This window comes from Pseudomonas sp. FP818 (genome assembly GCF_030687335.1).
In the GTDB taxonomy this organism is placed as follows: domain Bacteria; phylum Pseudomonadota; class Gammaproteobacteria; order Pseudomonadales; family Pseudomonadaceae; genus Aquipseudomonas; species Aquipseudomonas shahriarae.
In genome coordinates, this window is sequence record NZ_CP117427.1 from 990927 (window position 1) to 1016938 (window position 26012).

Genomic DNA, 26012 nt, shown 5'->3' on the forward strand with positions numbered 1-26012 from the left:
TTAGATCGCATTACGCAGGCTGAGATTTTCCGGATGCGGTTGCAGGTAGGCCTGCTGCGCGATGTAGCGGTCCGGGTGTTGGCGAAAGTGATGCTTGAGCAAGGTCAGCGGCACGACCAGCGGCACGATGCCTTGCCGGTACTGGCTGATCAGTGCCTGCATTTCCTGTTTGTCTGCGGCGCTCAGGGCCTGCTTGAGGTAACCGCTGATGTGCTGCAACACATTGGAATGGGTGCCACGGGTGGCGCACTTTTTCAGAGCCGTCATCAGCTCGCTGAAATACTCGGCGGCCAGCACTGGCAGGTCGCAGTCCTTGCTCATGCTGCCCAGCAGGTTGCCCAGGCTTTTGTAGTGGGCCGGACTATGGGCCATCAGCAGGTATTTATAGCGCGAGTGGAAGGCCAGCAGTTGGTGACGGGTCAGACCCTGCGCCAGCAATTGTTGCCATGTGGCATAGACAAAGACCCGGGTCAGGAAATTTTCCCGCAGCACCGGGTCGTGCAGGCGGCCATCTTCCTCCACCGGCAGGTTGGGATGGCGTGCGCAGAATGCCTGGGCATAGATGCCGCGCCCACCGCCCTCGGCCGGGGTGCCGTTGTCGCGGTAGACCTTGACCCGTTCCAGGCCGCAGGACGGTGATTTCTGCATGAAGATATAGCCGCACAGGTCCGTATGTTCGGCGGCCATGCGCTGGCCGTACTCATCCAGTGCGCCGGTCACATTCAGTTCGCGGTGGACTGTGCCCACGGCTTGCGGCTGGAGTGGGTCGCCCACCAGGCGAATCGGCTCACGGGGGATGCCCAGGCCAATAGCGACTTCGGGGCACAGTGGCACGAAGTCGAAATAGTCACTGAGTGTCTGGCTGCACAAGGGGGATTGTTTGTGCCCGCCGTTGAAGCGCACGTTTTCGCCGAGCAGGCAGGCGCTGATGGCGATTTTTGGTTTGCCGGTGACGGACACGTTGCAGGACATGGCAAAGCCTCGACAAGATTCCTGTACAGTTTATGTTTTCTGTACAACTAATCTCATCATAGGTTTTGCACTGTACAAGTCAAATAGTTTGTACAAGTTTTTTGATGAGGTTATTGCCAGCCCATTTTCCAGCGCTCGGCATCTTGCAGGCTCTGCCAGGTCAGGCGTTCTCCGCGCCGGGTCAAGACGGCTTGCAGTTCAATCTCCAGTACGTTGTCTTCTTCATCGCGAAACAACTCGGTGACCAGGAAATGTTTTTCCTTGTTTCGCGGGTGGGTTGCTGTCCATTTGGAGAGCAACAGTTTTGTTGGATTGATGCGGTTCATTGCAGGTGTCCGAGCAAGCGCCGCGCGGCTTCCTGGCCGCTGAGCCACGCGCCTTCGACCCTGCCTGACAGGCACCAGTCGCCACATACGTACAGGCCCAGGTCGGCATCCGCCAGTACTCCCCATTCATGGCTGCCCGCCGGTCGGGCGTACAGCCAGCGGTGGGCGAGGCTGAAGGAGGGCGCCGGCATGCTGCAATGCAGCAATTCGGCAAAGGCGCCGTGCAGCAATTCGATGATGGCTTCCTTGGGCAGGTCCAGGTGCTGTTTGCTCCAGGCACTGGTGGCGTGCAGGATCCAGGTATCTGGCGTGGCGTCACGCCCTGGTTTGCTGCGGTTGCGGGCCAGCCAGTCGAGGGGGCTGTCTTGTACGAAGCAGCCTTCCATCGGCGTATCCAGCGGCGTGTCGAAGGCCAGGGCAATGGCCCAGGTCGGGTCCATTTTTACCCCGGCTGCCGTGCTCGCCAGTTTCGGCGCCGCGGCCAGCAGGGCCGTGGCCTGGTGCGCCGGGGTGGCAATGATTACGTGGCTGAAGGGGCCATGGTTGCCACCGTCGGCGTCCAGCAGGTTCCAGTGTTGCTGGCCCTGGAACACTTCGGTGATACGGCAGCCGAACTCCACCGGCAGGTCGTCCAGCAGTGCGCGGGTGATGGCGCTCATGCGCGGGGTGCCGACCCAGCGGGTCTGCTCATCGGGAGAAGGGCTCAGTTGGCCGGATTGGCAGTTGTAGAGTTGCGGTTCCCACTCGGCAACCCAGCCATTGGCTTGCCAGCGTTGTACTTCATCGACGAAGCGTCGGTCGCGGGCGGTGAAGTACTGCGCGCCAAGGTCCAGTGTGCCGGCCTCGCTGCGCTTGCTGGACATGCGCCCGCCACTGCCGCGGCTTTTATCGAAGAGTTGTACAGCGTGCCCGGCATCTTTTAACGCTCGGGCGGCCGAAAGTCCGGCGATGCCGGTACCGATGATCGCGATGGGAACAGTCATGGGAGGCCTCGTTTTACCTTTGGGTACAGACTACGCCGACACCAATAGCTGTACAATATTGTTTTTTGGTATAAGTTTCGGCATGCCTTAACGTGTGGCGTGGCCTATGGTTAAACGTAGGTCGCGCCCGATTAAAAAGATCCCTGCTTATAAAATAGACCAGCGATGCCCGGCCAACGTTACAGGAGGAAGATCTCATGCATATTTTGCTGACCGGCGGTACCGGTCTGATCGGCCGCCAGCTTTGCCAGTACTGGAGCGCCCAGGGGCATCAGTTGACGGTATGGAGCCGCAATCCCGCGCAGGTCGCCACCCTGTGCGGTGCGCAGGTGAAGGGCGTTGCCCGTTTGCAGGATGTAACGCAGCCGGTGGATGCTGTTATCAACCTGGCCGGCGCGCCGATCGCCGACCGGCTCTGGACCCATAAACGCAAGGCATTGCTGTGGAGCAGTCGGATCAGCCTGACGGAAACCTTGCTGGCCTGGCTTGAAGGCCTGGCGGTAAAACCTGCGGTGTTGATTTCCGGGTCGGCGGTGGGCTGGTATGGCGATGGCGGTGAGCGCGAGCTGACCGAAGCCAGCGGCCCGGTGCTGGACGATTTTCCCAGCCAGTTGTGCATTGCCTGGGAAGAAACCGCCCAGCGCGCCGAGGCCTTCGGCCTGCGGGTGGTGCTGGTGCGTACTGGCCTGGTGCTAGCGGCCGAGGGCGGCTTTTTGTCGCGGTTGTTACTGCCCTTTAAACTGGCGCTGGGCGGGCCTATCGGTAACGGTCGGCAGTGGATGCCGTGGGTGCATATCAAGGATCAAATCGCCCTGATTGATTTTCTTCTACACAAACCTGACGCCAGCGGTCCTTATAATGCCTGCGCGCCCCAGCCGGTGCGTAACCGCGAGTTTGCCAAGACCCTGGGCCAGGTGCTGCACCGCCCGGCGTTTATGCCGATGCCGGCGTTTGCCTTGCGGGTGGGTTTGGGCGAGTTGTCCGGCCTGTTGCTGGGCGGGCAGAAGGCGCTACCCGAGCGGTTGTTGGCCGCCGGTTTCACTTTTCAGTTCACTGAGTTGCACGCGGCCCTGGACGACTTGTCCAGCCGCCTCTAGAGATAGGATGTTGCATGACGGATCACGCGTTGTTACTGGTCAACCTGGGCTCGCCGGCGTCCACTTCGGTGGCCGATGTGCGCAGCTACCTCAATCAGTTCTTGATGGACCCGTATGTGATCGACCTGCCATGGCCGGTGCGGCGCTTGCTGGTGTCGCTGATCCTGATCAAGCGTCCCGAGCAGTCGGCCCACGCTTACGCCTCGATCTGGTGGGACGAAGGCTCGCCGCTGGTGGTCCTCAGTCGCCGCCTGCAGCAGCAGATGACCAGCCAATGGACCCATGGCCCGGTGGAACTGGCGATGCGTTATGGCGAACCGTCGATTGAAAGCGTGCTGACCCGCCTGGCCGGCCAGGGCATCCATAAGGTCACGCTGGCGCCGTTGTATCCACAGTTTGCCGACAGCACCGTGACCACGGTGATCGAAGAAGCGCGGCGGGTGGTGCGCGAGAAGAAACTCGACCTGCAGTTCTCGATCCTGCAACCGTTCTACGACCAGCCGGAATACCTCGATGCCCTGGTGGCCAGTGCCAGGCCGCATTTGCAGCAGGATTACGATCACCTGCTGTTCAGCTTCCATGGCCTGCCGGAACGCCATCTGAATAAACTCAACCCCGGGCATTCCCTGGACGGTGCGGGCGACTGCTGCGCCAATGCGTCGCCTGAGGTGCGTACCACCTGTTATCGCGGGCAATGCTTCAGCGTCGCCCGCGACTTTGCCGCGCGCATGGGCCTGCCTGAGGGTAAATGGTCGGTAGCGTTCCAGTCGCGCCTGGGCCGGGCGAAGTGGATCGAACCCTACACCGAGGCCCGCCTGGAGGCTCTGGCTCAGCAGGGGGTGAAGAAGTTGCTGGTGATGTGCCCGGCGTTTGTCGCCGATTGCATCGAGACCCTGGAGGAGATCGGTGATCGCGGCCTGGAACAGTTCCGCGAAGCCGGGGGCGAGGAGTTAGTGCTGGTGCCGTGCCTCAATGATGATCCGCAGTGGGCGGCGGCACTTAACACCTTGTGCGAAAGAGCGCCCGTCAGCCTCTAATGTGGCGGCTTGTGTGGGAGCTGGCTCCCATACAAGCCAGTTCCCACATGGCTTCAGCGGGCTTTACTCGTGATGGGGCTGGCCAAGAAAGGTCAGTGAGCTGAACAGCGCGCGGATGTGGACCTCGCCGTTATCTTTGACCGGCACTTGTGCCTGCGCCGCAATCACATTCAGCGCTTCATTGCGCACCAGTACCTGGGCCCGGCCATCCTTGTCGGTCTCGGTACTCAAGGTGTTCGGCGCGCTGCGGTAGTCGCCAATCAACTTGATTCCGGCGGCGGGCTTGCCGTCGATCAGCACCCGTACAGGCAGCGATTGGCCTGGGCCGACGGTCAGCGGGTCGACTTCGGGCACGATCACCATCCTCAACTGATCCAGCTTGGGCAGTTTTGCCCCGGCCTGATAGATCGCCAGGCTGTACTTCAGGGCCTGGGTCGTTTCGACGGCGCCCGGCACCTGGCTGTGGCCCTTGTTCACCCATTTCTTGTCTGGGGTTTGCGTCCACAGGCCGTTATCAAACGCCACGGCCAGCACCGCAGGAGATTTGAGCGGTTGCAGGCGCGCCTGGTCGTCCAGGCGTTGTACGGTCACCGGGATCATCCGGCCACTGGCGTCATAGGCCCAGGCGCCGCTGACTTTCCTGGCCTTGAAGGCTTCGTCTTCGGCACCGTGGCCATAGACCACCTCGATATGCCCCCGGCGTTGCTCGGTCCACAGACCGTGGGCCGATACCTGGGTGGCGAACAGCAGGCCGAGCACGGCCAATGATTTGAGCGCTTGCATGGTGAGGTCCTTTTACAGATTGAGGGTCAGGCTGACGGTGAAGTTGCGCGGCTCTCCGGGGGTTACCCAGTAGTTGCTGTAGGAGCGCTCGTAGTACTTTTCATCGAACAGGTTGTTGAGGTTCAGGCCCACGGTGAGGTTGTCGCTGGCCTTGTAATGGGCCAGCAGGTCGACCGTGTGGTAGGCCGGCAACTCGAAGCTTTTACCGGCCTCGCCCGAGCGGTCGCCGACGTAGGTAAAGGCCGCGCCCAGATCCGAGCCCCGCAGGGCGCCATCCTGGAACTCATACACGCCCAACAGGCTGCCACTGCGCTTGGCCACGCCAGGGACGCGGCTGCCGGTGGGGATTTCTTTGTCACCCTTGGTCACTTGCGCATCGATGTAGGCCAGGGCACCAATCACCCGCACAGCGTCAGTCAATTGCCCGCTCAGTTGCAGGTCAACCCCCTGGCTGCGGGCCTTGCCAATGGCGCGCTTGAGGTCGGTGGCCGGGTCGGTGGCCAGGGTGTTTTCTTTATTGATATGGAAGGCGGCGACGGTGGCGCTCAGGCGGTCGTCGAACAGCTCTGTCTTGATACCGACTTCATAACCAACACCTTCTTCGGGCTCGAGGAATTTACCGGCTGCGTCCAGGTCACTTTGCGGCTTGAACGAGGTACTGGCGTTGGCAAACAGCCCCACCTGCGGGGTCAGTTGATACAGCAGGCCGGCCCGCTGGGTCATGACATCGTGGGTTTTCTGGCTCTTGGCGCCGTTGCGGGTGAAGTCCTCTGAGCTTTGCTCGACGTGCTCCAGGCGCACGCCCACCAGGCCGCGCAGGCGGTCGGTAAATACGATCTGGTCTTGCAGGTTCAGCGCCTGGCTTTTCACCTGGGTGAAAAAATCAGTGCCCGTGGGCTTGCCATTGGGCTTGGGCTGGCCATAGACCGGTTGGTAGATATCAATCGGGTAGCTGCCGGTGATGGCGGTCACCCGTTCTTTCTTGCGGTAGTCCTCGTACTCGGTGCCGATCAGCAATTCATGCTGCCAACTGCCGATATCGAACAGACCGCGCAGCTCCAACTGGGTGATGCTGTCGTGCCAACCCGTGGAGCGTTCGCGGTAACGGCGGTTGACGGTATGCCCATCGGCATTCAGCGGGCGGCTTTCCGAGGCGTGGCCCCAGAGGCTGCCTTGTTTGTAATGGCTGGCCAGGCGCAGCTTCCAGGCATCGTTCAAGTGATGCTCGAGGGTGGCTTGCAGGCGGTTGTTGTGGTTGTCGATATCGCCGTCGTTGGGCTCGCCGAGGAAGGTCGAGCGGGACATGCCGCTCCAGCGGTCATTCGGCGCGACGATGCCCCGGTCGAACGTTGAGCTGTGGCGCACGAACTCACTTTCCACCAACAGGCTGGTGTCCGGGTCCAGTTGCCAACTGAACGATGGGGCGACAAACACCCGCTTGCTCTGCACGTGGTCACGAAAGCTGTGGTTGTCTTCCACTGCCAGATTGACCCGCGACAGCACATTGCCTTCGCTGTCCAGCGGGGTGTTGATATCGACGGCGGTGCGGTAGCGGTCCCAACTGCCGGCGCTGGTCTGCAGGGTGGTAAAGGCTTCGGCTTGGGGCTTTTTGGTGACGATATTCACGGTGCCGCCGGGATCGCCACGGCCATAGAGGCTGGCGGCGGGGCCCTTGAGCACTTCGATACGTTCGATATTGGCCGTGTCCGGCGTGCTCGGGTAGCCACGGTTGGCGCTGAAACCATCCTGGTAGAACGCCGAGGTGGTGAAGCCGCGAATACTGTATTCGTAAAGGGTCAGGCCACCGAAGTTGTTCTGCTTGGACACCCCGCCGGCAAACTCCAGGGCGCGCTCGACGTTGTTGCTGCCCAGGTCCTTGAGCACTGTGGTGGGGATCACGCTGATTGACTGTGGAATATCCCGCAGGGCGGTGTCGGTCTTGGTCGCGCTGGCCGAGCGGGTCGCACGGTAACCCGTGACCGGGCCGGTAGCGGATTCATACGCCTCGCCGGTGATGCTGGTGGTGCCCAGTTCAAGGGTGTTGGTGTCTTCTGCAAACACCGGGTCCACCAGCAATCCCAGGGCGAGACCGGCCAGGGGCGCAAACTTTCGAGACGTCATGGTCTAACATTCCAATATCAATATTGAAATAATATAACATGACTATTGAGAGTGTATCTCTTTAAGGATCGTCCTTTATTCCTGCTCTTTCACCGGGGCGGGCGGCGGGCGCAGGCCCACTTCGGCCAGCAGCTTGATCTCTTTGCCGTTGCGCATCACCTGGATCGCGACCTTTTCCGTCGGTTTGATCCGCGCCACCTGGTTCATCGAACGGCGACCATCGCCCGCCGGTTCACCGTCGATGCTGAGGATCACATCGCCCACCTGCATCCCGGCTTTCTCCGCCGGGCCGCCGCGCAGGATGCCGGCAATCACGATGCCTGGGCGCCCGGTCAGGCCAAACGACTCCGACAGCTCCTTGGTCAGCGGTTGCACTTCAATCCCCAGCCAGCCACGGATCACCTGGCCGTGCTCGATGATCGACTTCATCACTTCCATCGCCAGCTTCACCGGGATCGCAAAACCGATGCCCTGGGAGCCGCCGGACTTGGAAAAAATCGCCGTGTTGATGCCGGTCAGGTTGCCATTGGCGTCCACCAGCGCGCCGCCGGAGTTGCCCGGGTTGATAGCCGCGTCGGTCTGGATAAAGTCTTCGTAGCTGTTAAGGCCCAACTGATTACGCCCGGTGGCGCTGATGATGCCCATGGTCACGGTCTGGCCGACGCCGAACGGGTTGCCGATCGCCAAGGCCACATCACCGACCCGCAGGCTTTCGGAGCGGCCGATGGTGATGGAGGGCAGGTTCTTCAGGTCGATCTTCAGGACCGCAAGGTCGGTTTCCGGGTCGCTGCCCACCACCCGCGCCAGGGTTTCGCGGCCATCGCGCAGGGCCACGACAATCTGGTCGGCCCCGGTGCTTACATGGTTGTTGGTCAGGATGTAGCCTTCGGGGCTCATGATCACCCCGGAGCCGAGGCTCGACTCCATGCGGCGCTGCTTGGGCGAATTGTCACCGAAGAACCGCCGGAACTGTGGGTCTTCAAACAGCGGGTGCGCCGGTTTATTGATGACTTTGGTGGTGTATAGGTTGACCACTGCGGGCGCAGCGACCACCACCGCATCGGCGTAGGTCACCGGGCCTTGTTGCACCGCGCTGGTTTGCGGTGCCTGTTGCAGGTTGACGTCCAGGCTTGGCAGGCCGACCCATTGCGGATAACGCTGAATAATCAGCATCGCGATCAGCACGCCGGCCAACAATGGCCATCCAAAAAAACGCAGCGCCTTGAGCATCAAGTAAGTCCTGACAGGTTGCAGGGGGCGCGGGAGCGCCCATAATGTCGCGCATTATACGAGGCCGCGAGCGCCTCTGAACGGGATATTTAGGAGTCTTTTATGGCCGTCGCCCTGAGCACCCTGGTTGAAGAAGCGGATCGCTACTTGAACAGCGCGAAAATTGCCGATTACTGCCCCAATGGCCTGCAGGTCGAAGGCCGGCCGCAGGTGTTGCGCATTGTCAGTGGCGTGACTGCCAGCCAAGCGCTGCTCGACGCGGCGGTGGAGGCCAAGGCCGACCTGGTGCTGGTGCATCACGGTTATTTCTGGAAAGGCGAGAGCCCGTGCATCACCGGCATGAAACAGCGCCGCCTCAAGACCCTGCTCAAGCACGACATCAGCCTCCTGGCCTACCACCTGCCGCTGGACCTGCACCCGGACGTGGGCAACAACGTGCAGTTGGCCCGCCAGTTGGACATCACCGTCGAAGGCCCGCTGGACCCGGACAACCTCAAGGTCGTCGGCCTGGTCGGCTCCTTGGCCGAGCCCCTGTCGGCACGGGATTTCGCCCGCCGTGTGCAGGAAGCCATGGGCCGCGAGCCGCTGCTGATCGAAGGCAGCGCGATGATCCGCCGCGTGGGCTGGTGCACCGGCGGCGGCCAGGGCTACATCGACCAGGCCGTGCTGGCCGGGGTGGATTTGTACCTCAGCGGCGAAGCTTCGGAACAGACCTTCCACAGTGCCCGGGAAAACGACATCAGCTTTATCGCCGCCGGCCATCATGCCACCGAGCGTTATGGCGTGCAGGCCCTGGGCGATTACCTGGCCCGGCGCTTTGCCCTCGAGCACCTGTTTATCGACTGCCCCAACCCGATCTGAGCCTCCCCACAGGCCCTTCATTGCAGGCAAACCGAGCGGTATATCCATATACCGTTTCGATCTAGCCAGCTCCCTGATTAGAAGTAGGTGCTGTGCTAGCATGCCTCGCTCGAACACGGCCCGCAGGCCGTCCATAAGATCGTTTTTCCGTGAGTAGCCATGGTCGACAAACTGACGCATCTGAAACAGCTGGAGGCGGAGAGCATCCACATCATCCGTGAGGTTGCCGCCGAGTTCGACAACCCCGTGATGCTCTACTCCATCGGCAAAGACTCCGCCGTGATGCTGCATCTGGCGCGCAAGGCATTCTTCCCGGGCAAGCTGCCGTTTCCGGTGATGCATGTGGACACCCAGTGGAAATTCCAGGAAATGTACAAGTTTCGCGACCGCATGGTCGAGGAACTGGGCCTGGAGCTGATCACTCACGTCAACCCGGACGGTGTGGCGCAGGGCATCAACCCGTTCACCCACGGCAGCGCCAAGCACACCGACATCATGAAGACCGAAGGCCTGAAACAAGCCTTGGACCAGCATGGTTTCGACGCAGCCTTCGGCGGCGCCCGTCGCGATGAAGAGAAATCCCGCGCCAAAGAGCGCGTGTACTCGTTCCGCGACAGCAAGCACCGCTGGGACCCGAAAAACCAGCGCCCGGAGCTGTGGAACGTCTACAACGGCAACGTCAACAAGGGCGAGTCGATCCGCGTGTTCCCGCTGTCCAACTGGACCGAGCTGGATATCTGGCAGTACATCTATCTGGAAGGCATTCCCATCGTGCCGCTGTACTTCGCCGCCGAACGTGAAGTGATCGAGAAGAACGGCACGCTGATCATGATCGACGACGAGCGCATCCTCGAGCACCTGTCCGACGAGGACAAAGCCCGCATCGTCAAAAAGAAAGTCCGTTTCCGTACCCTTGGCTGCTACCCGTTGACGGGCGCGGTGGAGTCCGAAGCCGAGACGCTGACGGACATCATCCAGGAAATGCTCCTGACGCGAACTTCCGAGCGCCAGGGCCGTGTCATCGACCACGATGGTGCAGGCTCGATGGAAGATAAAAAACGTCAAGGTTATTTCTAAGGGGCTGTCATGTCGCATCAATCTGATTTGATCAGCGAGGACATCCTCGCCTACCTGGGCCAGCACGAACGCAAGGAAATGCTGCGCTTTCTGACCTGTGGCAACGTCGACGACGGCAAGAGCACCCTGATCGGGCGCCTGCTGCACGACTCCAAGATGATCTACGAAGACCATCTGGAAGCCATCACCCGCGATTCGAAGAAAGTCGGCACCACCGGTGACGATATCGACCTGGCTTTGCTGGTCGACGGCCTGCAGGCCGAGCGTGAGCAGGGCATCACCATTGATGTGGCCTACCGCTATTTCTCCACCGCCAAGCGCAAATTCATCATTGCCGACACCCCCGGCCATGAGCAGTACACCCGCAACATGGCCACCGGTGCGTCCACCTGTGACCTGGCGATCATCCTGGTGGATGCGCGCTACGGCGTGCAGACCCAGACCCGTCGCCACAGCTTTATCGCCTCGCTGTTGGGCATCAAGCACATCGTCATCGCGATCAACAAGATGGACCTCAACGGTTTCGACGAGAGCATCTTCGAGTCGATCAAGGCCGACTACCTGAAGTTTGCCGAGGGCATTGCGTTCAAGCCGAGCACCATGGCCTTTGTGCCGATGTCGGCGCTCAAGGGCGACAACGTGGTGAACAAGAGCGAGCGTTCGCCGTGGTACACCGGCCAGTCGCTGATGGAGATCCTCGAAACCGTCGAGATCGCCAACGACCGCAACTACACCGACCTGCGTTTCCCGGTGCAGTACGTCAACCGCCCGAACCTGAACTTCCGTGGTTTCGCCGGTACCCTGGCCAGCGGCATCGTGCACAAGGGCGACGAAGTGGTGGTGTTGCCGTCGGGCAAGAGCAGCCGCATCAAATCCATCGTCACCTTCGAAGGTGAACTGGAGCACGCAGGCCCAGGCCAGGCCGTGACCCTGACCATGGAAGACGAGATCGACATCTCCCGTGGCGACCTGCTGGTGCATGCCGACAACGTGCCGCAAGTGACCGACGCCTTCGACGCCATGCTGGTGTGGATGGCCGAGGAGCCGATGCTGCCGGGCAAGAAATACGACATCAAGCGCGCTACCAGCTACGTGCCGGGTTCCATCACCAGCATCGTGCATCGTGTGGATGTGAACACCTTGGAAGAAGGCCCCGCCAGTGCCTTGCAACTGAACGAGATCGGTCGGGTCAAGGTCAGCCTCGACGCGGCCATTGCCCTGGACGGTTACGCCAGCAACCGCACCACCGGCGCCTTTATCGTAATTGATCGCCTGACCAACGGCACTGTGGCCGCGGGCATGATCATCGCACCACCGGTCAGCCATGGCGGCGCGGCGCAGCACGGCAAGTTGGCCCACGTGGCCACCGAAGAGCGCGCCCAGCGTTTCGGCCAGCAGCCGGCCACCGTGTTGTTCAGCGGCCTGTCGGGCGCAGGCAAGAGCACCTTGGCCTATGCAGTTGAGCGTAAATTGTTCGACATGGGCCGTGCGGTGTTCGTACTCGATGGCCAGAACCTGCGCCATGACCTCAATAAAGGTCTGCCACAGGACCGAGCCGGGCGTACCGAGAACTGGCGGCGTGCTGCTCACGTGGCGCGTCAGTTCAACGAAGCCGGCCTGCTGACCCTGGCGGCCTTCGTGGCGCCGGATGCCGAGGGCCGTGAACAGGCCAAGGCGTTGATCGGCAGTGATCGTTTGCTGACCGTGTACGTGCAGGCCTCGCCGCTGGTGTGTGCCGAGCGTGACCCGCAAGGCCTGTATGCTGCGGGTGGGGATAACATCCCTGGTGAGTCGTTCCCGTACGACGTGCCGTTGAATGCCGACCTGGTGCTCGACACCCAGGCCCTGTCGCTGGACGACAGCGTCAAGCAAGTGCTGGAGCTGTTGCGCCAGCGCGGCGCGATCTAAACCTCGCCGCCACAAAAAAGCCCGCCACCGATCACTCGGTGGCGGGCTTTTCACATTCTTCAGGTTGACGCAGTCAGTGTGGGAGATTCTATGGTTTTGGGGAAGCCCCCAAAACCGCTTTTGACTGGTATTCGCTCAGGTTTTTCATGAGCGAAAAGGCGATGCGCGCCAGCTTGCGGCCAATGATGACCAGGGCTTGAGTCGTTTTCAGGCCCCTGGCCAGATAACCCTCGTATAAAGGTTTCCAGGCTTCTGACCTGATACCTGCTGACGCCGCGTTATGCAGCAATCTGCGTATCTCTGAATCTCCCTTCTTGCTCAATGAGCGGCGTCCGCTCATTTGCCCGGAATCGGATACTCTCAAGTCCATTCCCAAGAACGCGATGTAAGCGTCAGCACTTTCAAATTCTCCTCGCTGAAACGCCATTACCAGGGCAACCGCTGTCAGAAAACCAATGCCCTCGACGGCTTGGCAGCGCTTGACCTGATGCAAAAGCCCCGCCTCAGTAACAGCATCTAATATCCTTTTCTCAATGAGCCCCTCATGCCTATCAAGACACGCTGAAATGCTCTTGGACGAGGCCTTGAGTGATGGCTCGCCCGCCCAGCTCTGATTCAGCGCAACACGCATTTTCACCAGCGCTGCGCGTCGACGCAGCAAGCTTTGAAGCTTGGTATAAATCTTCGGCGGCGGATTCCAGGCGCGTAAATCAGCCTGTTCATTCTTCAAGTAGCGAGCCAGCAACTGCGCATCACTGAAGTCTGTTTTAGCGCGACCACCTGTGCCTTTGCGGTAATGGCTAAGGCGATATCCATCAATCACGTAAACGATATGGCCCATCGAATGAGCCAAATTGACGGTATCCACGTGATAGATATTGGTGGCTTCAATTGCGATGGCGCTGCCCGCAGGCAAAGACTTCAGCCATGCCTTCAGCTCGCTTTTCTTGTTCGATACGATCTTTGTTTCAGCAGTTTCACTTTGATAAACAACTACTTCGGCTTTAGCGACATCCACTCCAATGATTGATTGCGAGACAGTCATTGCCATGAGAAAAGCTCCGGGTTAGGGTTTACGGGCTTGTCGGGGCTTCACCGTTGCGCTGGCTTGCTTCTATCGTCGGTCATGGCCGATGCATTCCTTATCGGCGCTTTGGTGAAGGGGTGGGGCGAAGTCTCCCACGGTCTGTACTGGCTAGAGTCAGATGCTGGCTTTTAGTCCCACCACCCCTACAAGTCTAACCATACAAGCTGGCTTGCCTGTGATGGCAGTGGTTCAGGCAATGCACTTACATCTGACAGACCGCTATCGCAGGCACGCCACACACAGGTTGATCAGCGATTACCTGGGGACTCGATGTGAAGCCGGCTCAACAGGGCATCCTTGTCTTCCCACAACTGGTTGATCCAGCCCTGGAACGCCAACCGATACTCCCCATCCTGTTCATAATTCTTGCCAATGAACTCGGCCGGGATCTGCACCTCTTCAAACTGCACCACCACGTCTTTTACATTGCCGCACAGCAAGTCCCAGAACCCCGGGCGCCCGCCTGGGTAGTGGATAGTCACATTGACCAGTGACTTCAGTTGCTCGCCCATGGCATCCAGTACAAACGCAATGCCGCCGGCCTTGGGCTTGAGCAGGTAGCGGAACGGCGATTGTTGCTGGGCATGTTTGCCAGGGGTAAACCGCGTGCCTTCGGCAAAGTTGAAAATACCCACCGGGTTGTCGCGAAATTTCGCACAGGTCTTGCGGGTGGTTTCCAGATCCTTGCCTTTCTTCTCCGGGTGTTTCTCCAGGTAGGCCTTGGTGTAACGCTTCATGAAGGGGAAGCCCAGCGCCCACCACGCGAGGCCAATCACCGGTACCCAGATCAGCTCCTGCTTGAGGAAAAACTTCAGTGGGCGGATCCGTCGATTGAGCACGTACTGCAACACCATGATATCGACCCAGCTCTGGTGGTTGCTGGTCACCAGGTACGAGTGCTGGTAGTCCAGGCCTTCCAGGCCCTTGAGGTGCCAGCGGGTGCGGCGCACCAGGTTCATCCAGGCCTTGTTATTGCTGATCCACGCTTCATGGGTGTGGTTCATCAGCCACTCGCTGAAGCGCTTGGCGAACGGCAGCGCCTTGAACAGCGCGACGATAAACAGGAATGAACACAGCAGGATGGTGTTCAACGCCAGCAGCAGCGAGGCAAGGACCCCGCGCAGGGGGGCAGGCAGAAAGTCCAGCATTTAGGCATCCATAGGTCGGTTGGCGGCTTGAATCGCGGTCAGGGCGATGGTGTAGACGATATCGTCCACCTGGGCCCCACGGGGCAGGTCGTTCACAGGTTTGCGCAGGCCTTGCAGCATCGGGCCGAGGCTGACGCAATCGGCACTGCGCTGTACGGCTTTGTGGGTGGTGTTGCCGGTGTTGAGGTCGGGAAACACAAAGACCGTGGCCTTGCCCGCCACCAGGCTGTTGGGTGCCAGTTGCCGGGCGACGTTTTCGTTGGCGGCGGCATCGTACTGCAAGGGGCCGTCGATCAGCAGCGAGCTTTGTTGTTCGTGGGCCAGCAGGGTGGCCTCGCGGACTTTCTCCACTTCTTCGCCACTGGCCGAGTCACCACTGGAGTAGCTGATCATCGCCACGCGCGGGGTGATGCCGAAAGCGGCGGCCGAATCGGCGCTTTGCAGGGCAATTTCCGCGAGTTCCGCGGCGCTGGGGTGCGGGTTCATCACGCAGTCGCCGTAGACCAGCACTTGTTCAGGGAACAGCATGAAAAACACCGACGACACCAGGGTGCAGCCCGGCGCGGTCTTGATCAGTTGCAGGGCCGGGCGGATGGTATTGGCGGTGGAGTGGATGACCCCGGAGACCAGGCCGTCCACTTCATCCAGCGCCAGCATCATGGTGGCGATTACCACGGTGTCTTCCAGTTGCTGCTCGGCCATCGGCGCGTTGAGGCTTTTGCTCTTGCGCAGGGCCACCATCGGCTCGACATAGCGCTCGCGAATCAGGTCCGGGTCAAGAATCTCCAGGCCTTCGGGCAACTCGATGCCGTGGGCGCGGGCCACGGCTTCGACATCAGCCGGCTTGGCCAGCAGCACACAACGGGCAATGCCCCGGGCCTGGCAGATGGCGGCGGCTTGCACGGTCAGCGGCTCGCTGCCCTCGGGCAGCACAATGCGCTTGTTGGCGGCCTGGGCACGCTGGATCAACTGGTAGCGGAACACCGCCGGTGACAGGCGCATCTCCCGTGGCGTACCGCAACGCTGGTGCAGCCAGCGCGCGTCCAGGTGGCTGGCGACGAAATCGGTGATGATCTCCGCACGTTCGCGGTCATCAATCGGGATTTCCTTGTTCAGGCTGTTGAGCTGGTTGGCGGTGTCGTAGGAGCCGGTGCTCACCGACAGCACCGGCAGCCCGGCCTGGAACGCACCACGGCACAGGTCCATAATCCGTGGGTCGGGCAGGGTGTCGCTGGTCAGCAGCAGGCCGGCCAGGGGCACGCCATTGATCGCGGCCAGGCTGACGGCGAGGATGATGTCGTCGCGATCCCCCGGCGTCACCACCAGCACGCCGGGCTTGAGCAGCTCCACGGTGTTGCGCATGGTGCGTGCGCAGATGATGATTTTGCTCATGCGCCGGGTTTCATAGTCGCCCGCATTGAGCACTTGTGCGCCCATCAGGTCGGCCACGTCGCGAGTGCGTGGGGCATTGAGCTCGGGCTGGAACGGGATACAGCCCAGCAAGCGGAAATCGCCACTGCGCAGTAACGGCGAATGCTCCTTGAGGCGCGCGGCGAAGACTTCCATGCTTTCGTCGGTTTGCACCTTGTTCAGAATCACGCCCAGCACTTTCGGGTCTTTAGGGCCGCCGAACAGTTGCGCCTGCAATTCCACGCGGCCGGACAGTTCGGTCAGTACTTCGTTTTCCGGGGCCGAGACGAGGATGACTTCGGCATCCAGGCTTTTCGCCAGGTGCAGGTTGACCCGTGCGGCATAGCTGGCGCTGCGAGTCGGCACCATGCCCTCGACAATCAGCACGTCCTTGCCCACGGCGGCCTGCTGGTACAGGGTGATGATTTCTTCGAGCAACTCATCGAGCTGGCCATCGCCGAGCATCCGCTCGACATGGGCCAACCCCAGGGGTTGCGGCGGTTTCAGGCCGTGGGTACGCGCCACCAGCTCGGTGGAACGCTCAGGCCCGGTATCGCCGGGGTGCGGCTGGGCAATCGGTTTGAAAAAGCCGACTTTCAGCCCGGCCCGCTCAAGGGTACGTACTAGCCCAAGGCTGATGGAGGTCAGACCCACACCAAAATCGGTGGGCGCGATAAAAAAAGTCTGCATGCGAATTCTCTGAAGGTGCATGGCTTCGGTGGTGCGCTATGGCTGCGCGCCGACCGGGAATCAGTTGCCAAGGGTATCGTTATCCGGGCGCTGCGCACACCAGCCACAGGCAAAGGGCTGGCCTATTTTTGCCAGGCGTTGCGCCGGATCAATCACCCAGCCCCTGGATTGCCAGGGCGGCTGGTGGCGCAGGTGCTGCGTATGGCCGCAGGACAGCGCGGCGACCCAGTGGCCGTCTGCGTCCTGGTGAAATCCGACGACCGTCGAGTCACTGGATCGACTCCGTCTGTCCGGGTTGTGTTCGCTTTCGGGCAAATCCTTGTTTAGACTTGTCCGTTCTTCATTCTTATGCAAAAGGTCTCGCCCCATGCCGATCGCCGCCAACAAGGCTGTCTCCATTGACTATACCCTGACCAACGACGCTGGTGAGGTCATCGACAGCTCCGCCGGCGGCGCGCCGCTGGTCTACCTGCAAGGCGCAGGTAACATCATCCCGGGCCTGGAAAAGGCCCTGGAAGGCAAAGAGGTTGGTGATGAACTGACCGTTGCCGTAGAACCTGAAGATGCCTACGGCGAGTACTCGGCCGAACTGGTCAGCACCCTGAGCCGCAGCATGTTCGAAGGCGTCGACGAACTGGAAGTGGGCATGCAGTTCCACGCCTCCGCTCCGGACGGCCAAATGCAGATCGTGACCATTCGCGACCTGGACGGCGACGATGTCACCGTCGACGGCAACCACCCGCTGGCAGGCCAGCGCCTGAACTTCCAGGTCAAGATCGTTGCCATCCGCGACGCTTCCCAGGAAGAAGTTGCCCACGGCCACGTACACGGCGAAGGTGGTCACCACCATTGATTGACGGGCCACGTCCAGTCAGTTGAAAAGAAAGGCGCCTTCGGGCGCCTTTTTTGATTGGCGGCTATTCTTGCCGGCTGGGCGGCTGTAATCTCGAATGGCCGTTACACAGAATATGGGAAATCTGGAGTTCGTCATGAGTGCTTTCCACGACCTTAAACTCACAGCCCTGGATGGTCAGGAGCTGCCTCTGACGCCCTATAAGGGGCAAGTCGTGCTGGTGGTCAATGTCGCCTCCAAGTGTGGACTGACCCCGCAGTATGCGGCGCTGGAAAAACTTTATCAGCAGTACAAGGGCCAGGGTTTCACCGTGCTGGGCCTGCCGTGCAATCAATTTGCAGGCCAGGAGCCCGGGACCGAAGACGAGATCCAGGCGTTTTGCAGCCTCAACTATGGCGTGAGCTTTCCCCTGGGCAGCAAGCTGGAGGTCAACGGTCCCGATCGTCATCAGTTGTATCGCTTGCTGGCAGGTGAGGGCGCGGAGTTTCCAGGGGATATCACCTGGAACTTCGAGAAATTCCTGCTGGGTAAGGATGGGCGGGTGCTGGCGCGTTTTTCCCCACGTACCGCGCCTGATGATCCGAGTGTTATCCAGGCCATCGAAAAGGCCCTGGCCTGATTTGGCGCTGTGGTGAGGGGGCACGCCCCTTTGCCACAAGTCGATGTATCCTCCCGCTTTTGCACCTTAATCACCGCAATCAATAGTGCTATCCAGTGCGGTCTGCACTCCATATTATCCGCATCATAAAACCCCTTTCATGCGGAGTGCTGCCATGCCTGTCCAAGCCTTGTTCAAACCTTTCCAGCTCGGTGCACTGCAATTGCCGACCCGCGTGGTCATGGCGCCGATGACCCGTTCGTTTTCCCCCGGTGGCGTACCCAATTCCAAAGTCATCGAGTACTACCGCCGTCGCGCGGCGGCCGGCGTTGGCCTGATCATCACAGAGGGCACGGTGGTGGGCCACCAGGCTTCCAACGGCTATCCGAATGTCCCGCATTTCTACGGTGAAGCGGCATTGGCCGGCTGGAAGAAAGTGGTCGACGCGGTGCATGCCGAGGGCGGCAAGATCGTCCCGCAACTGTGGCACGTTGGCAGCGTGCGGCGCATAGGCACAGAACCCGATGCCAGCGTGCCGGCCTATGGCCCGATGGAAAAACTCAAGGACGGTAACGTGGTGGTCCACGGCATGACGGTCCAGGATATCCAGGCGGTGATTGCTGCCTTCGCCCAGGCCGCCAAGGATGCCCAGAGCATCGGTATGGACGGCGTGGAGATCCACGGTGCCCACGGTTACCTGGTCGACCAGTTCTTCTGGGAAGGCAGCAACCAGCGTACGGATGAATACGGCGGCAGCCTGACCAATCGCTCCCGGTTCGCCATCGAGTTGATTCAGGCCGTGCGGGCGGCGGTAGGTCCCGAGTTCCCGATCATTTTCCGTTTCTCCCAATGGAAGCAGCAGGATTACACCGCGCGTCTGGTGCAAACGCCCGAGGCACTGGGTGAGTTTCTCAAGCCGTTGTCGGACGCGGGTGTGGATATTTTCCACTGCTCCACACGGCGTTTCTGGGAACCGGAGTTTGAAGGCTCCGAGCTGAACCTGGCGGGCTGGACCCGCAAGCTCACTGGCAAACCGACCATCACTGTGGGCAGCGTGGGCCTGGATGGCGAGTTCCTGCAGTTCATGGTCAATACTGACAAAGTGGCGCAGCCGGCGAGCCTGGAAAAACTGCTGGAGCGCCTGAATAACGATGAGTTCGACCTGGTGGCCGTTGGTCGTGCGCTGCTGGTCGACCCGGATTGGGCGCTGAAGGTCCGTGAAGGCCGTGAGGGCGATATCTTGCCGTTCAGTCGTGAAGCGCTGATGACCTTGGTGTGACGCTCAGGATGAGCCGGCTGGCCCGGCTCATCTGAGGTTGCTGCCCCATGCGTTAGCTGCGGCTGAAGGGCGGGCTATCCACCCTTGGCGGTGTTCGGAGCGTACATCAAGGGGCGCGATGCAACCTCGGGCGGTAGCGGATTATCCACCCTTGGGGCGGAAGTAAGCTGCTCAAAGGGGCGGGACTCTGCCTTAGGCTGACCCGAGCTGACTTGGCTGGGTGAGTGTGAGGGCTCTTGCGACGATATCCCGAACTGCCGCCGAAGTTGATTGCGCTGCGCTTTTTCCTGCACGGCTGTTTGATCAGGGAGGTCTGCCTCATGTGTGAGTCGATTGAATCGGTCACTGTTCAGCAGTTTCTGCTCGTCGGCGGTGAAGGGTTCGATGTCTCTGCCGTGCTTTTGCCATAAATGATCATACTGCGCGGGATCCTTCTGGCCGTTGTTCGGGGGGAGGGCTGAGGTCGGTAAAGGGTTGGTGTTGATTAACATGGTTAAGACTCCATCGCATGATTGTCTGCGCAGACCTGCACGAGCCTGAATCTGCAGCCCTATCTGTATGGCGCTAGAGGGCTGATGGTTCCATGTCTAAAGTAACTGGATATACCTCACACCAGGCGCGAGCTGCCTGTATCGACAGGTTCCTCACCGCACACGCTGCGCAGTTGGTGCTCGAACTGCTCGATAATCGCCGGCCAGCCCTGGCGACTGGCATGTTGGCGGGCATTCAGGCGCATCCGGCGCAGACTCTCGGGTTCTTCCAGTAACCAACTGGCGGCATCGCAAAATGCCTCCTCGTCACCCGGCATCGCCACGGCACCACTGTAGCCATGGCGGATATGCTGGGTGGCGGCCGCCTGGTCGTAGGCCACTACGCCCAATCCGGAGGCCATGGCTTCCAGTACCACGTTGCCAAAGGTCTCGGTGAGGCTGGGGAACAGAAACAAGTCACCTGACGCATAGTGCCGGGCCAGTTCCTCGCCGCGTTGCGTGCCGCAGAAAATCGCCTCGGGGAGGCTCTTCGCCAGTGTCTCCCGCTGTGGCCCGTCACCGACCACGATCAGCTTCAAACGACGCTGTGGATAAGTCGCCTGCAACCCCTCGAAGCAGCGTTTGAGCAAGCCGAGGTTTTTCTCTGGCGCCAGGCGTCCGACATGCAAGATCGCAATATCGTCATTGCCCAGGCCCCACTGCCCACGCAAGGTGTTGTCACGCCTGGCCGGGTGGAACAGTTGGCTGTCGACCCCGCGCGACAACAGGTCCAGGCGCTCGAAGTGGCGGCGTTCCAGTTCCAGGCGCTGGCTGACGCTGGGCACCAGGGTCAGGCTGGAACGGTTGTGGAACCAGCGCAGGTAGTGGGTCAGGATGCGGCTGAGCATGCTTAGGCCGTACTGGCTGGAATACTGCTGGAAGTTGGTATGGAAACCGCTGACCACGCTGATCCCCAGGCGCCGTGCCGCGCGCAAGGCCGACAAGCCCAGCGGGCCTTCGGTGGCAATGTACAGCACGTCCGGACGCTGGCGTTTCCAGCGCCGCAGCAGTTTGTGCATCGAGGACTGGCCCCATTGCAGGCCGGGATACCCTGGCAGAGGCCAGCCGCGACACAACAATAGGCCGTCGTCGCTGAGGCGGCTCGAGTCGCCACCCTGGCGTGGGCGCACCAACTCCACCTGGTGCCCACGGGCGCGCAGGCCGTCGCACAGGCGGCCAAGGGTGTTGGCCACGCCGTTGATTTCCGGTGGAAAGGTTTCGGTGATCAGGGTGATATTCAGGGAAGCTGTCGTCATGCAGCCAGTGTCGGCGCGGGCCATGTCGTCATTGTGTCATCGCAATGACGGATTTATGACGACAGGCCCGGTACTGGCTTAGTTGAACGGCGCAGGACGCGGGGTCTTGGCCGAGGACGGTGGCAGGATCGGCAGCTTGAAGTCCGGCTGGTCGCCGGTCAGGGTGTCGAGGAATGCGACAATCTGGCTGACCTCATCGGTGCTCAACTTGCGCCCCAGTTGCAGGCGGGCCATCACGTCCACGGCTTCGCTGAGGTTCCAGTAGGCACCGTCGTGGAAGTAGGGGTAGGTCAGGGCGACGTTACGCAAGGTCGGTACCTTGAACATCATCCGGTCCTGATCCTTGCCGGTCAGGCCCGCCACGCCCTGGGCCGGGTTCTGGGTGGCATAGGGTTCGACCATGCCCATTTTCTGGAAGGTGCTGCCACCGACCGCTTCGCCGTTATGGCACGCCACACAGCCGATGCTCTTGAACAGCTGGTAGCCCTGCGCCGCAGTGGCGCTGATGGCTTTTTTATCGCCCAGCAACCAACGGTCGAATGGGGCGTTGGGGGTGACCAGGGTTTCTTCGAAGGCCGCAATGGCATTGGTCACATCGTCGAACTTGATGCCGTCATCGCCATACACCTTCTTGAACGCCGCCTGGTATTGCGGGATCGAGCGCAGTACGTCCACCGCCAGGTCGTGGGTAAAGCCCATCTCGCCGGGGTTGGCGATTGGGCCGCCGGCCTGCTCCTGCAGAGTCGCCGCGCGCCCGTCCCAGAACTGCGCGACGCTCATGCTCGAGTTGAGCACCGTCGGCGAGTTGATCGGGCCCTGGTGCCAGTTATGGCCGATGGAGGTGGGCAGGTTGTCGCTGCCGCCCATGCTCAGGTTGTGGCACGAGTTGCAGGAAATAAAACCGGACTTGGACAAGCGCGGGTCGAAGAACAATTGCTTGCCCAACTCGACCTTGTTGGCATCGGTGATCTTCGCCGGTTGCACCGGCAGGATGGGTTCATTGGCGGCGGCGGCCCCCCAGGCCTCGCCGCCCAACATCAATCCGAACATCAGCATTAACGGTCTGTACACGGTGTGCTCCCCACAGGCTTATAGTTTTAATAACCATGTGCTCTGTGTGGGCAAATCGCCATGATCCAGGTCAATCGAACAGGTTAGGGCTTTTGCGCCAGCATCGTTTCGGCGCCGCGCTCACGCACCCAGAACAACGTGGCCCCGGCCACCGCCGCCGGCATCATCAGCAGGTTGACCACCGGCACCAGCAACACCAGGTAAACAATCCCGCCGAAGCTCATGCTCTGCCAGCGCTTCTGGCGCAGCCAGGCGAGCATTTCGTTCCAGCCCAGCTTGTGGTTGTCGGCCGGGTAGTCGATGTACTGGAAATGAGCATGCATCGTCCGAAAGCCACGTCGTTCACTGCCCTTTCCCAAAGGAGTGAATGGAAAATGTATCAGGTTAATGTACGAATCTGCCAACAAAATGGCGAAATTAGCTGCGACCATGACTAATGGTGGCATTTTTAGTCCTTCGCATTCTGCTAATCTGTCATGACAAAGGGCCAGCACCTAGCCGTATACACTCAGATGTCACTAATATAAAAGGGAATATAAAATGGATTTTTCTCAACTTGGAAACGTTTCAGTTGGTCGTAAGATAGTTGATCCGATTTCGATTTTTGAAAGTCTTCCAAATCTTCCGGGTACTCCGAACGATATATGGCGCGGACAAACTGACGCTCTTGAAAAATGGCATGAAAATCGAAAAATAAATGATGTTTTGATTGAGCTTAATACTGGTGCTGGCAAGACGCTTGTTGGGATTTTGATAGCGCAAAGTTTAGTCAATGAAGGGCTTCAGAATGTAGTATATGTTTGTGCGACCAAAGATTTAGTTAACCAGACATCGGCAGAAGCTAATAAAATTGGTATAGCTCACTCGCTAAGAATCGGAGGTGGGTATAATAACGATTTGTTCCAAAGTGGTAAGGCTTTTTGTATAACTACCTATCATGCATTATTTAATGGTCTTAGTAGTATACGTCGATATAATTTTCCCGAAGCCATAATTTTTGATGACGCGCATGTTTCTGAGCAGACACTGCGTGGAGCCCTGACTTTGGCATTCAATGGGGAAAGTCATCCGAAGATGTTCAAAAGTATTGTAGAGCTTTTCGAGGATCACTTCAAGGATTTGGACAGGCATGGGGAGTATTTACATGCGGTTGATCCTTCGTATGCCAAGGTTGTTATGTCTGCGCCGGGGGCAGTTCAAAAAAAGAAAAATCAACTGCTAGAGATTTTGAAGCGCCACGGCATTGAAAAAGATGATGATCTTAAGTATCCATTCAACCATCTGAAAGATCGTCTTGATAGGTGTTCGGTATTATTTGGTTACGGTCGGTGTGAAATTACACCACCGTTTCTACCATCTCTGGCATTAGATTGTTTGGAGCGTCCAATCCGACGGGTTTATTTGTCCGCGACTTTGAAGCACAAAACCGATTTCGTGCGATCATATGGTCGATTGCCAGATGTTACAATCGGCCCGCGCAACGATGCCGGTAATGGTGAGCGTTTAATAATTCTTGGTCGTGATACTGATGCTGATATTGATGTAGGGCTAGTTAAGGATATTTCAAAACAGCACAAAGTCCTCATTGCAGTACCTAGCTACGGTGCTGCCAATGAATGGCGTGATGTTGCTATACCACCAAAACCGGAAGATTTTTCTGTAAGACTTGATCAGTTCCGTAAAGCAAGTTCTGGCGTTTTCGTTTTGGTGCAAAGGGTAGATGGAATCGATTTGCCACATGAGACTTGCCGTGTAATGGTTATTGATGGTCTACCGTCTGGGGCTTCTTTGCTAGAGAAGTTTCAGTGGGAGTATCTCAGTATGAAGAATTTCTTTGCAAGTAAAGTTGCTAATCGTCTTGCTCAATTATTTGGGCGTATTAATCGTGGTCGGAACGATTATGGTGTATTCATTATTGCTAGTCGAGAGTTACATACTTGGGTTAGTAATGATAGGAACGTCTCGCTACTTCCTGAGCTGTTGCAGCAGCAAATAAAACTGGGGATTGCTGTTCAAAAAGGCATGGCGATAAATGACAAAGCTAAAATTATAGAAATTACATCTTCTGTTATTGCGCGTAATCCATCTTGGTTGAGCTTTTATGGGGATAATATTCAGAAAAGCACTATGGATTCGGATGATTGTGAGCGAGCCGATGAAATTGAAAAGCGTATGACCGATGCAGCATTAGCCGAAGCTCGTTATGCGAAGCATTCTTGGGATGGAGATTATTCCGGCGCATGTCGAGAGTTTGAGATCGTTATAGAAGAAACACTTAGGGCTGACACACCCCTAGCTGGATGGCATAACATATGGCTTGGGGCTGCATACGAAAAAGCGGGTGATTTGGCTAGTGCAGCGAAATCGTATGAGCATGCGAAAAGTCGATTAGGTAATAATATTTACCTAACTCGTTATCATGATGTGGGCAATGTTGTTGATGTTCCATTAAATGGTTTTGGTCAGAATATTAATTATTTGGTTGGGCCATCATCAGAAGATATTTTCAGGAAAGAGAAGCGTAAGCTTGAATCGAGTCTTCAATATTTGAATGGTGGTTCGCCCCGCCAAGCAGAAGCATCGGTTCGTGAGTTAGGAGAAATATTAGGTTTTCATGCGACCAGGCCAGATAATGATGTTGGCACTGGACCCGATGTTCTATGGGTCGATGAGGAAGGTCGCACAGCACTTCTTTTTGAATTGAAAACGGACAAATTAGAAACATCTCTGATATCAAAGAAAGACGTTGGGCAGGGGCATCAGCATAACGAATGGGTGGCTGAAAATTATCCTGAGTTTACGAATATCGGTTTGGTTTTCGTAAGTGATGTTATTCGCTGCGATAAGACTGCCTCTCCGTCTGACAATATGTACGTACATCCGTTACAAGATTTCCGTTCTTTGAAAGATGAGATTTTTTCTTTAATAGATGACCTTCGTAACCATATGCCGATTGAACGCTTGTCTGAAATTAGGGACTGCTCAGCGGCTGAACGATGGACACTTGTAGAACTGGGGGAGCGATTGTCCTCTAAACAACTTAAAGCTCTGTCCGCATAAGTTAGATCGGTGCGTCCGAGTTTTTTGCTGCCGTTGTGAATTTTTTTGGAAGCGCGTTAATTGGCGGGTCCATAAGGCCCGTTCAATTCGGATACAGTTCCTTTTGCAATAAATTTCTCAGACCGAAAACCCCGTGACGCAAAAAATATGTGCGACGGATTTTTTAATCTGACCATACCGATAAAGTGGACCCATTTAGCCCCTTTAGACTTTTCGGAGAGCACGTAGTCAGCCCCCGGTGTCCACCCCCTTAGCGTAGCCCGTCCAAGCTGGTTTATCAGCATGAAGCGAGTTGCTTTCTGCACACCGAATGCAGATGCAGTGTCGGGGGGGCTGCCCATTCGTTTCGACCGGCTGAAATCGACCGTACGTCCTGCGATGTGGGACAAGGTTGTCAGCAATGATCAGTCGTAGGCCCTTGGCCTTGATCTGTGCCTTCAGGTTGTCCCAATCATCCAGCGACAAGCGGCTCGTCAGGATTTATCCAGTAGCGAGGTAGTCATACCCATGGCTGACGGCGTTGATAGACATGCTTGGCCTGGGTGTTGGAACGACTTTGCCCGTTGCTGGCGTTTTGAGCTCGATGTGACTAGCGATGAGTTGCGGGCCTGCTGATAGCGGATTGCTGAATTGGC

22 protein-coding genes and 2 pseudogenes are annotated in these 26012 nt (G+C 58.6%); 9 read left to right on the top strand and 15 right to left on the bottom strand.

Translation table 11 applies throughout. From position 1 onward, the window contains the following. From PSH80_RS04340 to PSH80_RS04350, 3 genes are all read right to left on the bottom strand, one after another. Positions 1-960: a DUF523 and DUF1722 domain-containing protein gene (locus PSH80_RS04340; protein ID WP_057958357.1), complete on the bottom strand. Its 960-nt coding sequence runs from the start codon at positions 958-960 to the stop codon at positions 1-3. Between the two features lie 122 nt (positions 961-1082). After that, positions 1083-1298 carry a TIGR02450 family Trp-rich protein gene (locus tag PSH80_RS04345; RefSeq protein ID WP_057437771.1) on the bottom strand — a complete coding sequence of 72 codons (216 nt, stop codon included), beginning with the start codon at positions 1296-1298 and terminating at the stop codon, positions 1083-1085. Next, on the bottom strand, positions 1295-2281 hold the full coding sequence (locus PSH80_RS04350; RefSeq protein ID WP_057437773.1) for an NAD(P)/FAD-dependent oxidoreductase: 987 nt from the start codon (positions 2279-2281) through the stop codon (positions 1295-1297). The genes PSH80_RS04345 and PSH80_RS04350 overlap by 4 nt, the downstream gene beginning before the upstream one ends. Positions 2282-2478: 197 nt before the next feature. Between PSH80_RS04350 and PSH80_RS04355 the strand changes: the two genes are divergently transcribed. Together PSH80_RS04355 and hemH are read left to right on the top strand one after the other, a co-directional pair. Further along, positions 2479-3378 carry a TIGR01777 family oxidoreductase gene (locus PSH80_RS04355; RefSeq protein ID WP_057437775.1) on the top strand — a complete coding sequence of 300 codons (900 nt, stop codon included), beginning with the start codon at positions 2479-2481 and terminating at the stop codon, positions 3376-3378. 14 nt (positions 3379-3392) lie between these two features. Continuing rightward, positions 3393-4415, top strand: coding sequence for a ferrochelatase (gene hemH, locus PSH80_RS04360; RefSeq protein ID WP_057958311.1), 1023 nt, complete (start codon positions 3393-3395; stop codon positions 4413-4415). A 63-nt stretch (positions 4416-4478) separates the two neighbouring features. Here the strand turns inward: hemH and PSH80_RS04365 are convergent, their stop codons facing one another. From PSH80_RS04365 to algW, 3 genes are all read right to left on the bottom strand, one after another. Next, positions 4479-5198 (bottom strand): DUF4198 domain-containing protein, encoded by a 720-nt coding sequence (locus tag PSH80_RS04365; RefSeq protein ID WP_057958312.1) that lies wholly within the window; start codon positions 5196-5198, stop codon positions 4479-4481. 12 nt (positions 5199-5210) lie between these two features. Beyond that, complete coding sequence (locus PSH80_RS04370) at positions 5211-7319, bottom strand: TonB-dependent siderophore receptor (RefSeq protein ID WP_120731666.1); 2109 nt, start codon at positions 7317-7319, stop codon at positions 5211-5213. A 75-nt stretch (positions 7320-7394) separates the two neighbouring features. Then, on the bottom strand, positions 7395-8549 hold the full coding sequence (gene algW, locus PSH80_RS04375) for a Do family serine endopeptidase AlgW (protein ID WP_057437778.1): 1155 nt from the start codon (positions 8547-8549) through the stop codon (positions 7395-7397). Positions 8550-8651: 102 nt separating this feature from the next. Here algW and PSH80_RS04380 point away from each other — a divergent pair, with 102 nt between their 5' ends. The 3 genes from PSH80_RS04380 (at position 8652) to cysN (ending at position 12395) form a co-directional block, all read left to right on the top strand. Next, positions 8652-9410 (top strand): Nif3-like dinuclear metal center hexameric protein, encoded by a 759-nt coding sequence (locus PSH80_RS04380; RefSeq protein WP_057958314.1) that lies wholly within the window; start codon positions 8652-8654, stop codon positions 9408-9410. Between the two features lie 159 nt (positions 9411-9569). Beyond that, on the top strand, positions 9570-10487 hold the full coding sequence (cysD, locus tag PSH80_RS04385) for a sulfate adenylyltransferase subunit CysD (protein ID WP_057437780.1): 918 nt from the start codon (positions 9570-9572) through the stop codon (positions 10485-10487). Between the two features lie 9 nt (positions 10488-10496). Next, on the top strand, positions 10497-12395 hold the full coding sequence (gene cysN / locus PSH80_RS04390; protein WP_186625435.1) for a sulfate adenylyltransferase subunit CysN: 1899 nt from the start codon (positions 10497-10499) through the stop codon (positions 12393-12395). Between the two features lie 88 nt (positions 12396-12483). Here cysN and PSH80_RS04395 read toward each other — a convergent pair whose 3' ends face one another. The 4 genes from PSH80_RS04395 to PSH80_RS04410 form a co-directional block, all read right to left on the bottom strand. After that, the gene (locus PSH80_RS04395) at positions 12484-13446 is read right to left on the bottom strand and encodes an IS110 family transposase (RefSeq protein WP_076965387.1); all 963 of its coding nucleotides are present in this window, start codon (positions 13444-13446) and stop codon (positions 12484-12486) included. 284 nt (positions 13447-13730) lie between these two features. Then, positions 13731-14630, bottom strand: coding sequence for an acyltransferase (locus tag PSH80_RS04400; RefSeq protein WP_305419332.1), 900 nt, complete (start codon positions 14628-14630; stop codon positions 13731-13733). After that, positions 14631-16730, bottom strand: a complete 2100-nt coding sequence (gene pta, locus PSH80_RS04405; protein ID WP_057958317.1) for a phosphate acetyltransferase — start codon at positions 16728-16730, stop codon at positions 14631-14633. Between the two features lie 60 nt (positions 16731-16790). Continuing rightward, positions 16791-17129: a DUF3565 domain-containing protein gene (locus tag PSH80_RS04410; RefSeq protein WP_081044174.1), complete on the bottom strand. Its 339-nt coding sequence runs from the start codon at positions 17127-17129 to the stop codon at positions 16791-16793. On the opposite strand from PSH80_RS04410, the gene PSH80_RS04415 reads away from it, so the two are divergent. The 3 genes from PSH80_RS04415 to PSH80_RS04425 all read left to right on the top strand — a co-directional run bounded on the left by PSH80_RS04415 (position 17098) and on the right by PSH80_RS04425 (position 19460). After that, a complete protein-coding gene (locus PSH80_RS04415) occupies positions 17098-17583 on the top strand; it encodes a peptidylprolyl isomerase (RefSeq protein ID WP_017476012.1) in 486 nt (161 codons plus the stop codon). The genes PSH80_RS04410 and PSH80_RS04415 overlap by 32 nt on opposite strands. 136 nt (positions 17584-17719) lie before the next feature. Further along, a complete protein-coding gene (locus PSH80_RS04420) occupies positions 17720-18202 on the top strand; it encodes a glutathione peroxidase (protein ID WP_057958318.1) in 483 nt (160 codons plus the stop codon). 154 nt (positions 18203-18356) lie between these two features. Further along, a complete protein-coding gene (locus PSH80_RS04425; RefSeq protein ID WP_057958319.1) occupies positions 18357-19460 on the top strand; it encodes an NADH:flavin oxidoreductase in 1104 nt (367 codons plus the stop codon). Positions 19461-19534: 74 nt separating this feature from the next. Here PSH80_RS04425 and PSH80_RS04430 read toward each other — a convergent pair whose 3' ends face one another. The 4 genes and pseudogenes from PSH80_RS04430 to PSH80_RS04445 all read right to left on the bottom strand — a co-directional run. Further along, positions 19535-19951, bottom strand: coding sequence for a hypothetical protein (locus PSH80_RS04430; protein WP_057437786.1), 417 nt, complete (start codon positions 19949-19951; stop codon positions 19535-19537). Between the two features lie 116 nt (positions 19952-20067). Next, positions 20068-21246: a glycosyltransferase family 1 protein gene (locus PSH80_RS04435; RefSeq protein WP_198799885.1), complete on the bottom strand. Its 1179-nt coding sequence runs from the start codon at positions 21244-21246 to the stop codon at positions 20068-20070. 78 nt (positions 21247-21324) lie between these two features. Next, positions 21325-22302 carry a cytochrome-c peroxidase gene (locus tag PSH80_RS04440; protein ID WP_162947782.1) on the bottom strand — a complete coding sequence of 326 codons (978 nt, stop codon included), beginning with the start codon at positions 22300-22302 and terminating at the stop codon, positions 21325-21327. Between the two features lie 98 nt (positions 22303-22400). Further along, positions 22401-22625, bottom strand: a pseudogene (locus PSH80_RS04445) (EI24 domain-containing protein); the annotation flags it as partial. A 232-nt stretch (positions 22626-22857) separates the two neighbouring features. Here PSH80_RS04445 and PSH80_RS04450 point away from each other — a divergent pair. Continuing rightward, a complete protein-coding gene (locus PSH80_RS04450) occupies positions 22858-25377 on the top strand; it encodes a DEAD/DEAH box helicase family protein (RefSeq protein WP_305419338.1) in 2520 nt (839 codons plus the stop codon). Between the two features lie 378 nt (positions 25378-25755). Here the strand turns inward: PSH80_RS04450 and PSH80_RS27265 are convergent. Beyond that, positions 25756-25848 (bottom strand): annotated as a pseudogene (locus PSH80_RS27265) (resolvase); the annotation flags it as partial. Positions 25849-26012: the final 164 nt, after the last annotated feature.

Bases quoted from the DNA above. Each gene is read 5' to 3' on its own strand.
- PSH80_RS04345 (WP_057437771.1), bottom strand. From the start codon at position 1,298: ATGAACCGCATCAATCCAACAAAACTGTTGCTCTCCAAATGGACAGCA.
- PSH80_RS04350 (WP_057437773.1), bottom strand. From the start codon at position 2,281: ATGACTGTTCCCATCGCGATCATCGGTACCGGCATCGCCGGACTTTCG.
- PSH80_RS04355 (WP_057437775.1), top strand. From the start codon at position 2,479: ATGCATATTTTGCTGACCGGCGGTACCGGTCTGATCGGCCGCCAGCTT.
- hemH (WP_057958311.1), top strand. From the start codon at position 3,393: ATGACGGATCACGCGTTGTTACTGGTCAACCTGGGCTCGCCGGCGTCC.
- PSH80_RS04365 (WP_057958312.1), bottom strand. From the start codon at position 5,198: ATGCAAGCGCTCAAATCATTGGCCGTGCTCGGCCTGCTGTTCGCCACC.
- PSH80_RS04370 (WP_120731666.1), bottom strand. From the start codon at position 7,319: ATGACGTCTCGAAAGTTTGCGCCCCTGGCCGGTCTCGCCCTGGGATTG.
- algW (WP_057437778.1), bottom strand. From the start codon at position 8,549: ATGCTCAAGGCGCTGCGTTTTTTTGGATGGCCATTGTTGGCCGGCGTG.
- PSH80_RS04380 (WP_057958314.1), top strand. From the start codon at position 8,652: ATGGCCGTCGCCCTGAGCACCCTGGTTGAAGAAGCGGATCGCTACTTG.
- cysD (WP_057437780.1), top strand. From the start codon at position 9,570: ATGGTCGACAAACTGACGCATCTGAAACAGCTGGAGGCGGAGAGCATC.
- cysN (WP_186625435.1), top strand. From the start codon at position 10,497: ATGTCGCATCAATCTGATTTGATCAGCGAGGACATCCTCGCCTACCTG.
- PSH80_RS04395 (WP_076965387.1), bottom strand. From the start codon at position 13,446: ATGGCAATGACTGTCTCGCAATCAATCATTGGAGTGGATGTCGCTAAA.
- PSH80_RS04400 (WP_305419332.1), bottom strand. From the start codon at position 14,630: ATGCTGGACTTTCTGCCTGCCCCCCTGCGCGGGGTCCTTGCCTCGCTG.
- pta (WP_057958317.1), bottom strand. From the start codon at position 16,730: ATGCAGACTTTTTTTATCGCGCCCACCGATTTTGGTGTGGGTCTGACC.
- PSH80_RS04415 (WP_017476012.1), top strand. From the start codon at position 17,098: ATGCCGATCGCCGCCAACAAGGCTGTCTCCATTGACTATACCCTGACC.
- PSH80_RS04410 (WP_081044174.1), bottom strand. From the start codon at position 17,129: ATGGAGACAGCCTTGTTGGCGGCGATCGGCATGGGGCGAGACCTTTTG.
- PSH80_RS04420 (WP_057958318.1), top strand. From the start codon at position 17,720: ATGAGTGCTTTCCACGACCTTAAACTCACAGCCCTGGATGGTCAGGAG.
- PSH80_RS04425 (WP_057958319.1), top strand. From the start codon at position 18,357: ATGCCTGTCCAAGCCTTGTTCAAACCTTTCCAGCTCGGTGCACTGCAA.
- PSH80_RS04430 (WP_057437786.1), bottom strand. From the start codon at position 19,951: ATGTTAATCAACACCAACCCTTTACCGACCTCAGCCCTCCCCCCGAAC.
- PSH80_RS04435 (WP_198799885.1), bottom strand. From the start codon at position 21,246: ATGACGACAGCTTCCCTGAATATCACCCTGATCACCGAAACCTTTCCA.
- PSH80_RS04440 (WP_162947782.1), bottom strand. From the start codon at position 22,302: ATGCTGATGTTCGGATTGATGTTGGGCGGCGAGGCCTGGGGGGCCGCC.
- PSH80_RS04450 (WP_305419338.1), top strand. From the start codon at position 22,858: ATGGATTTTTCTCAACTTGGAAACGTTTCAGTTGGTCGTAAGATAGTT.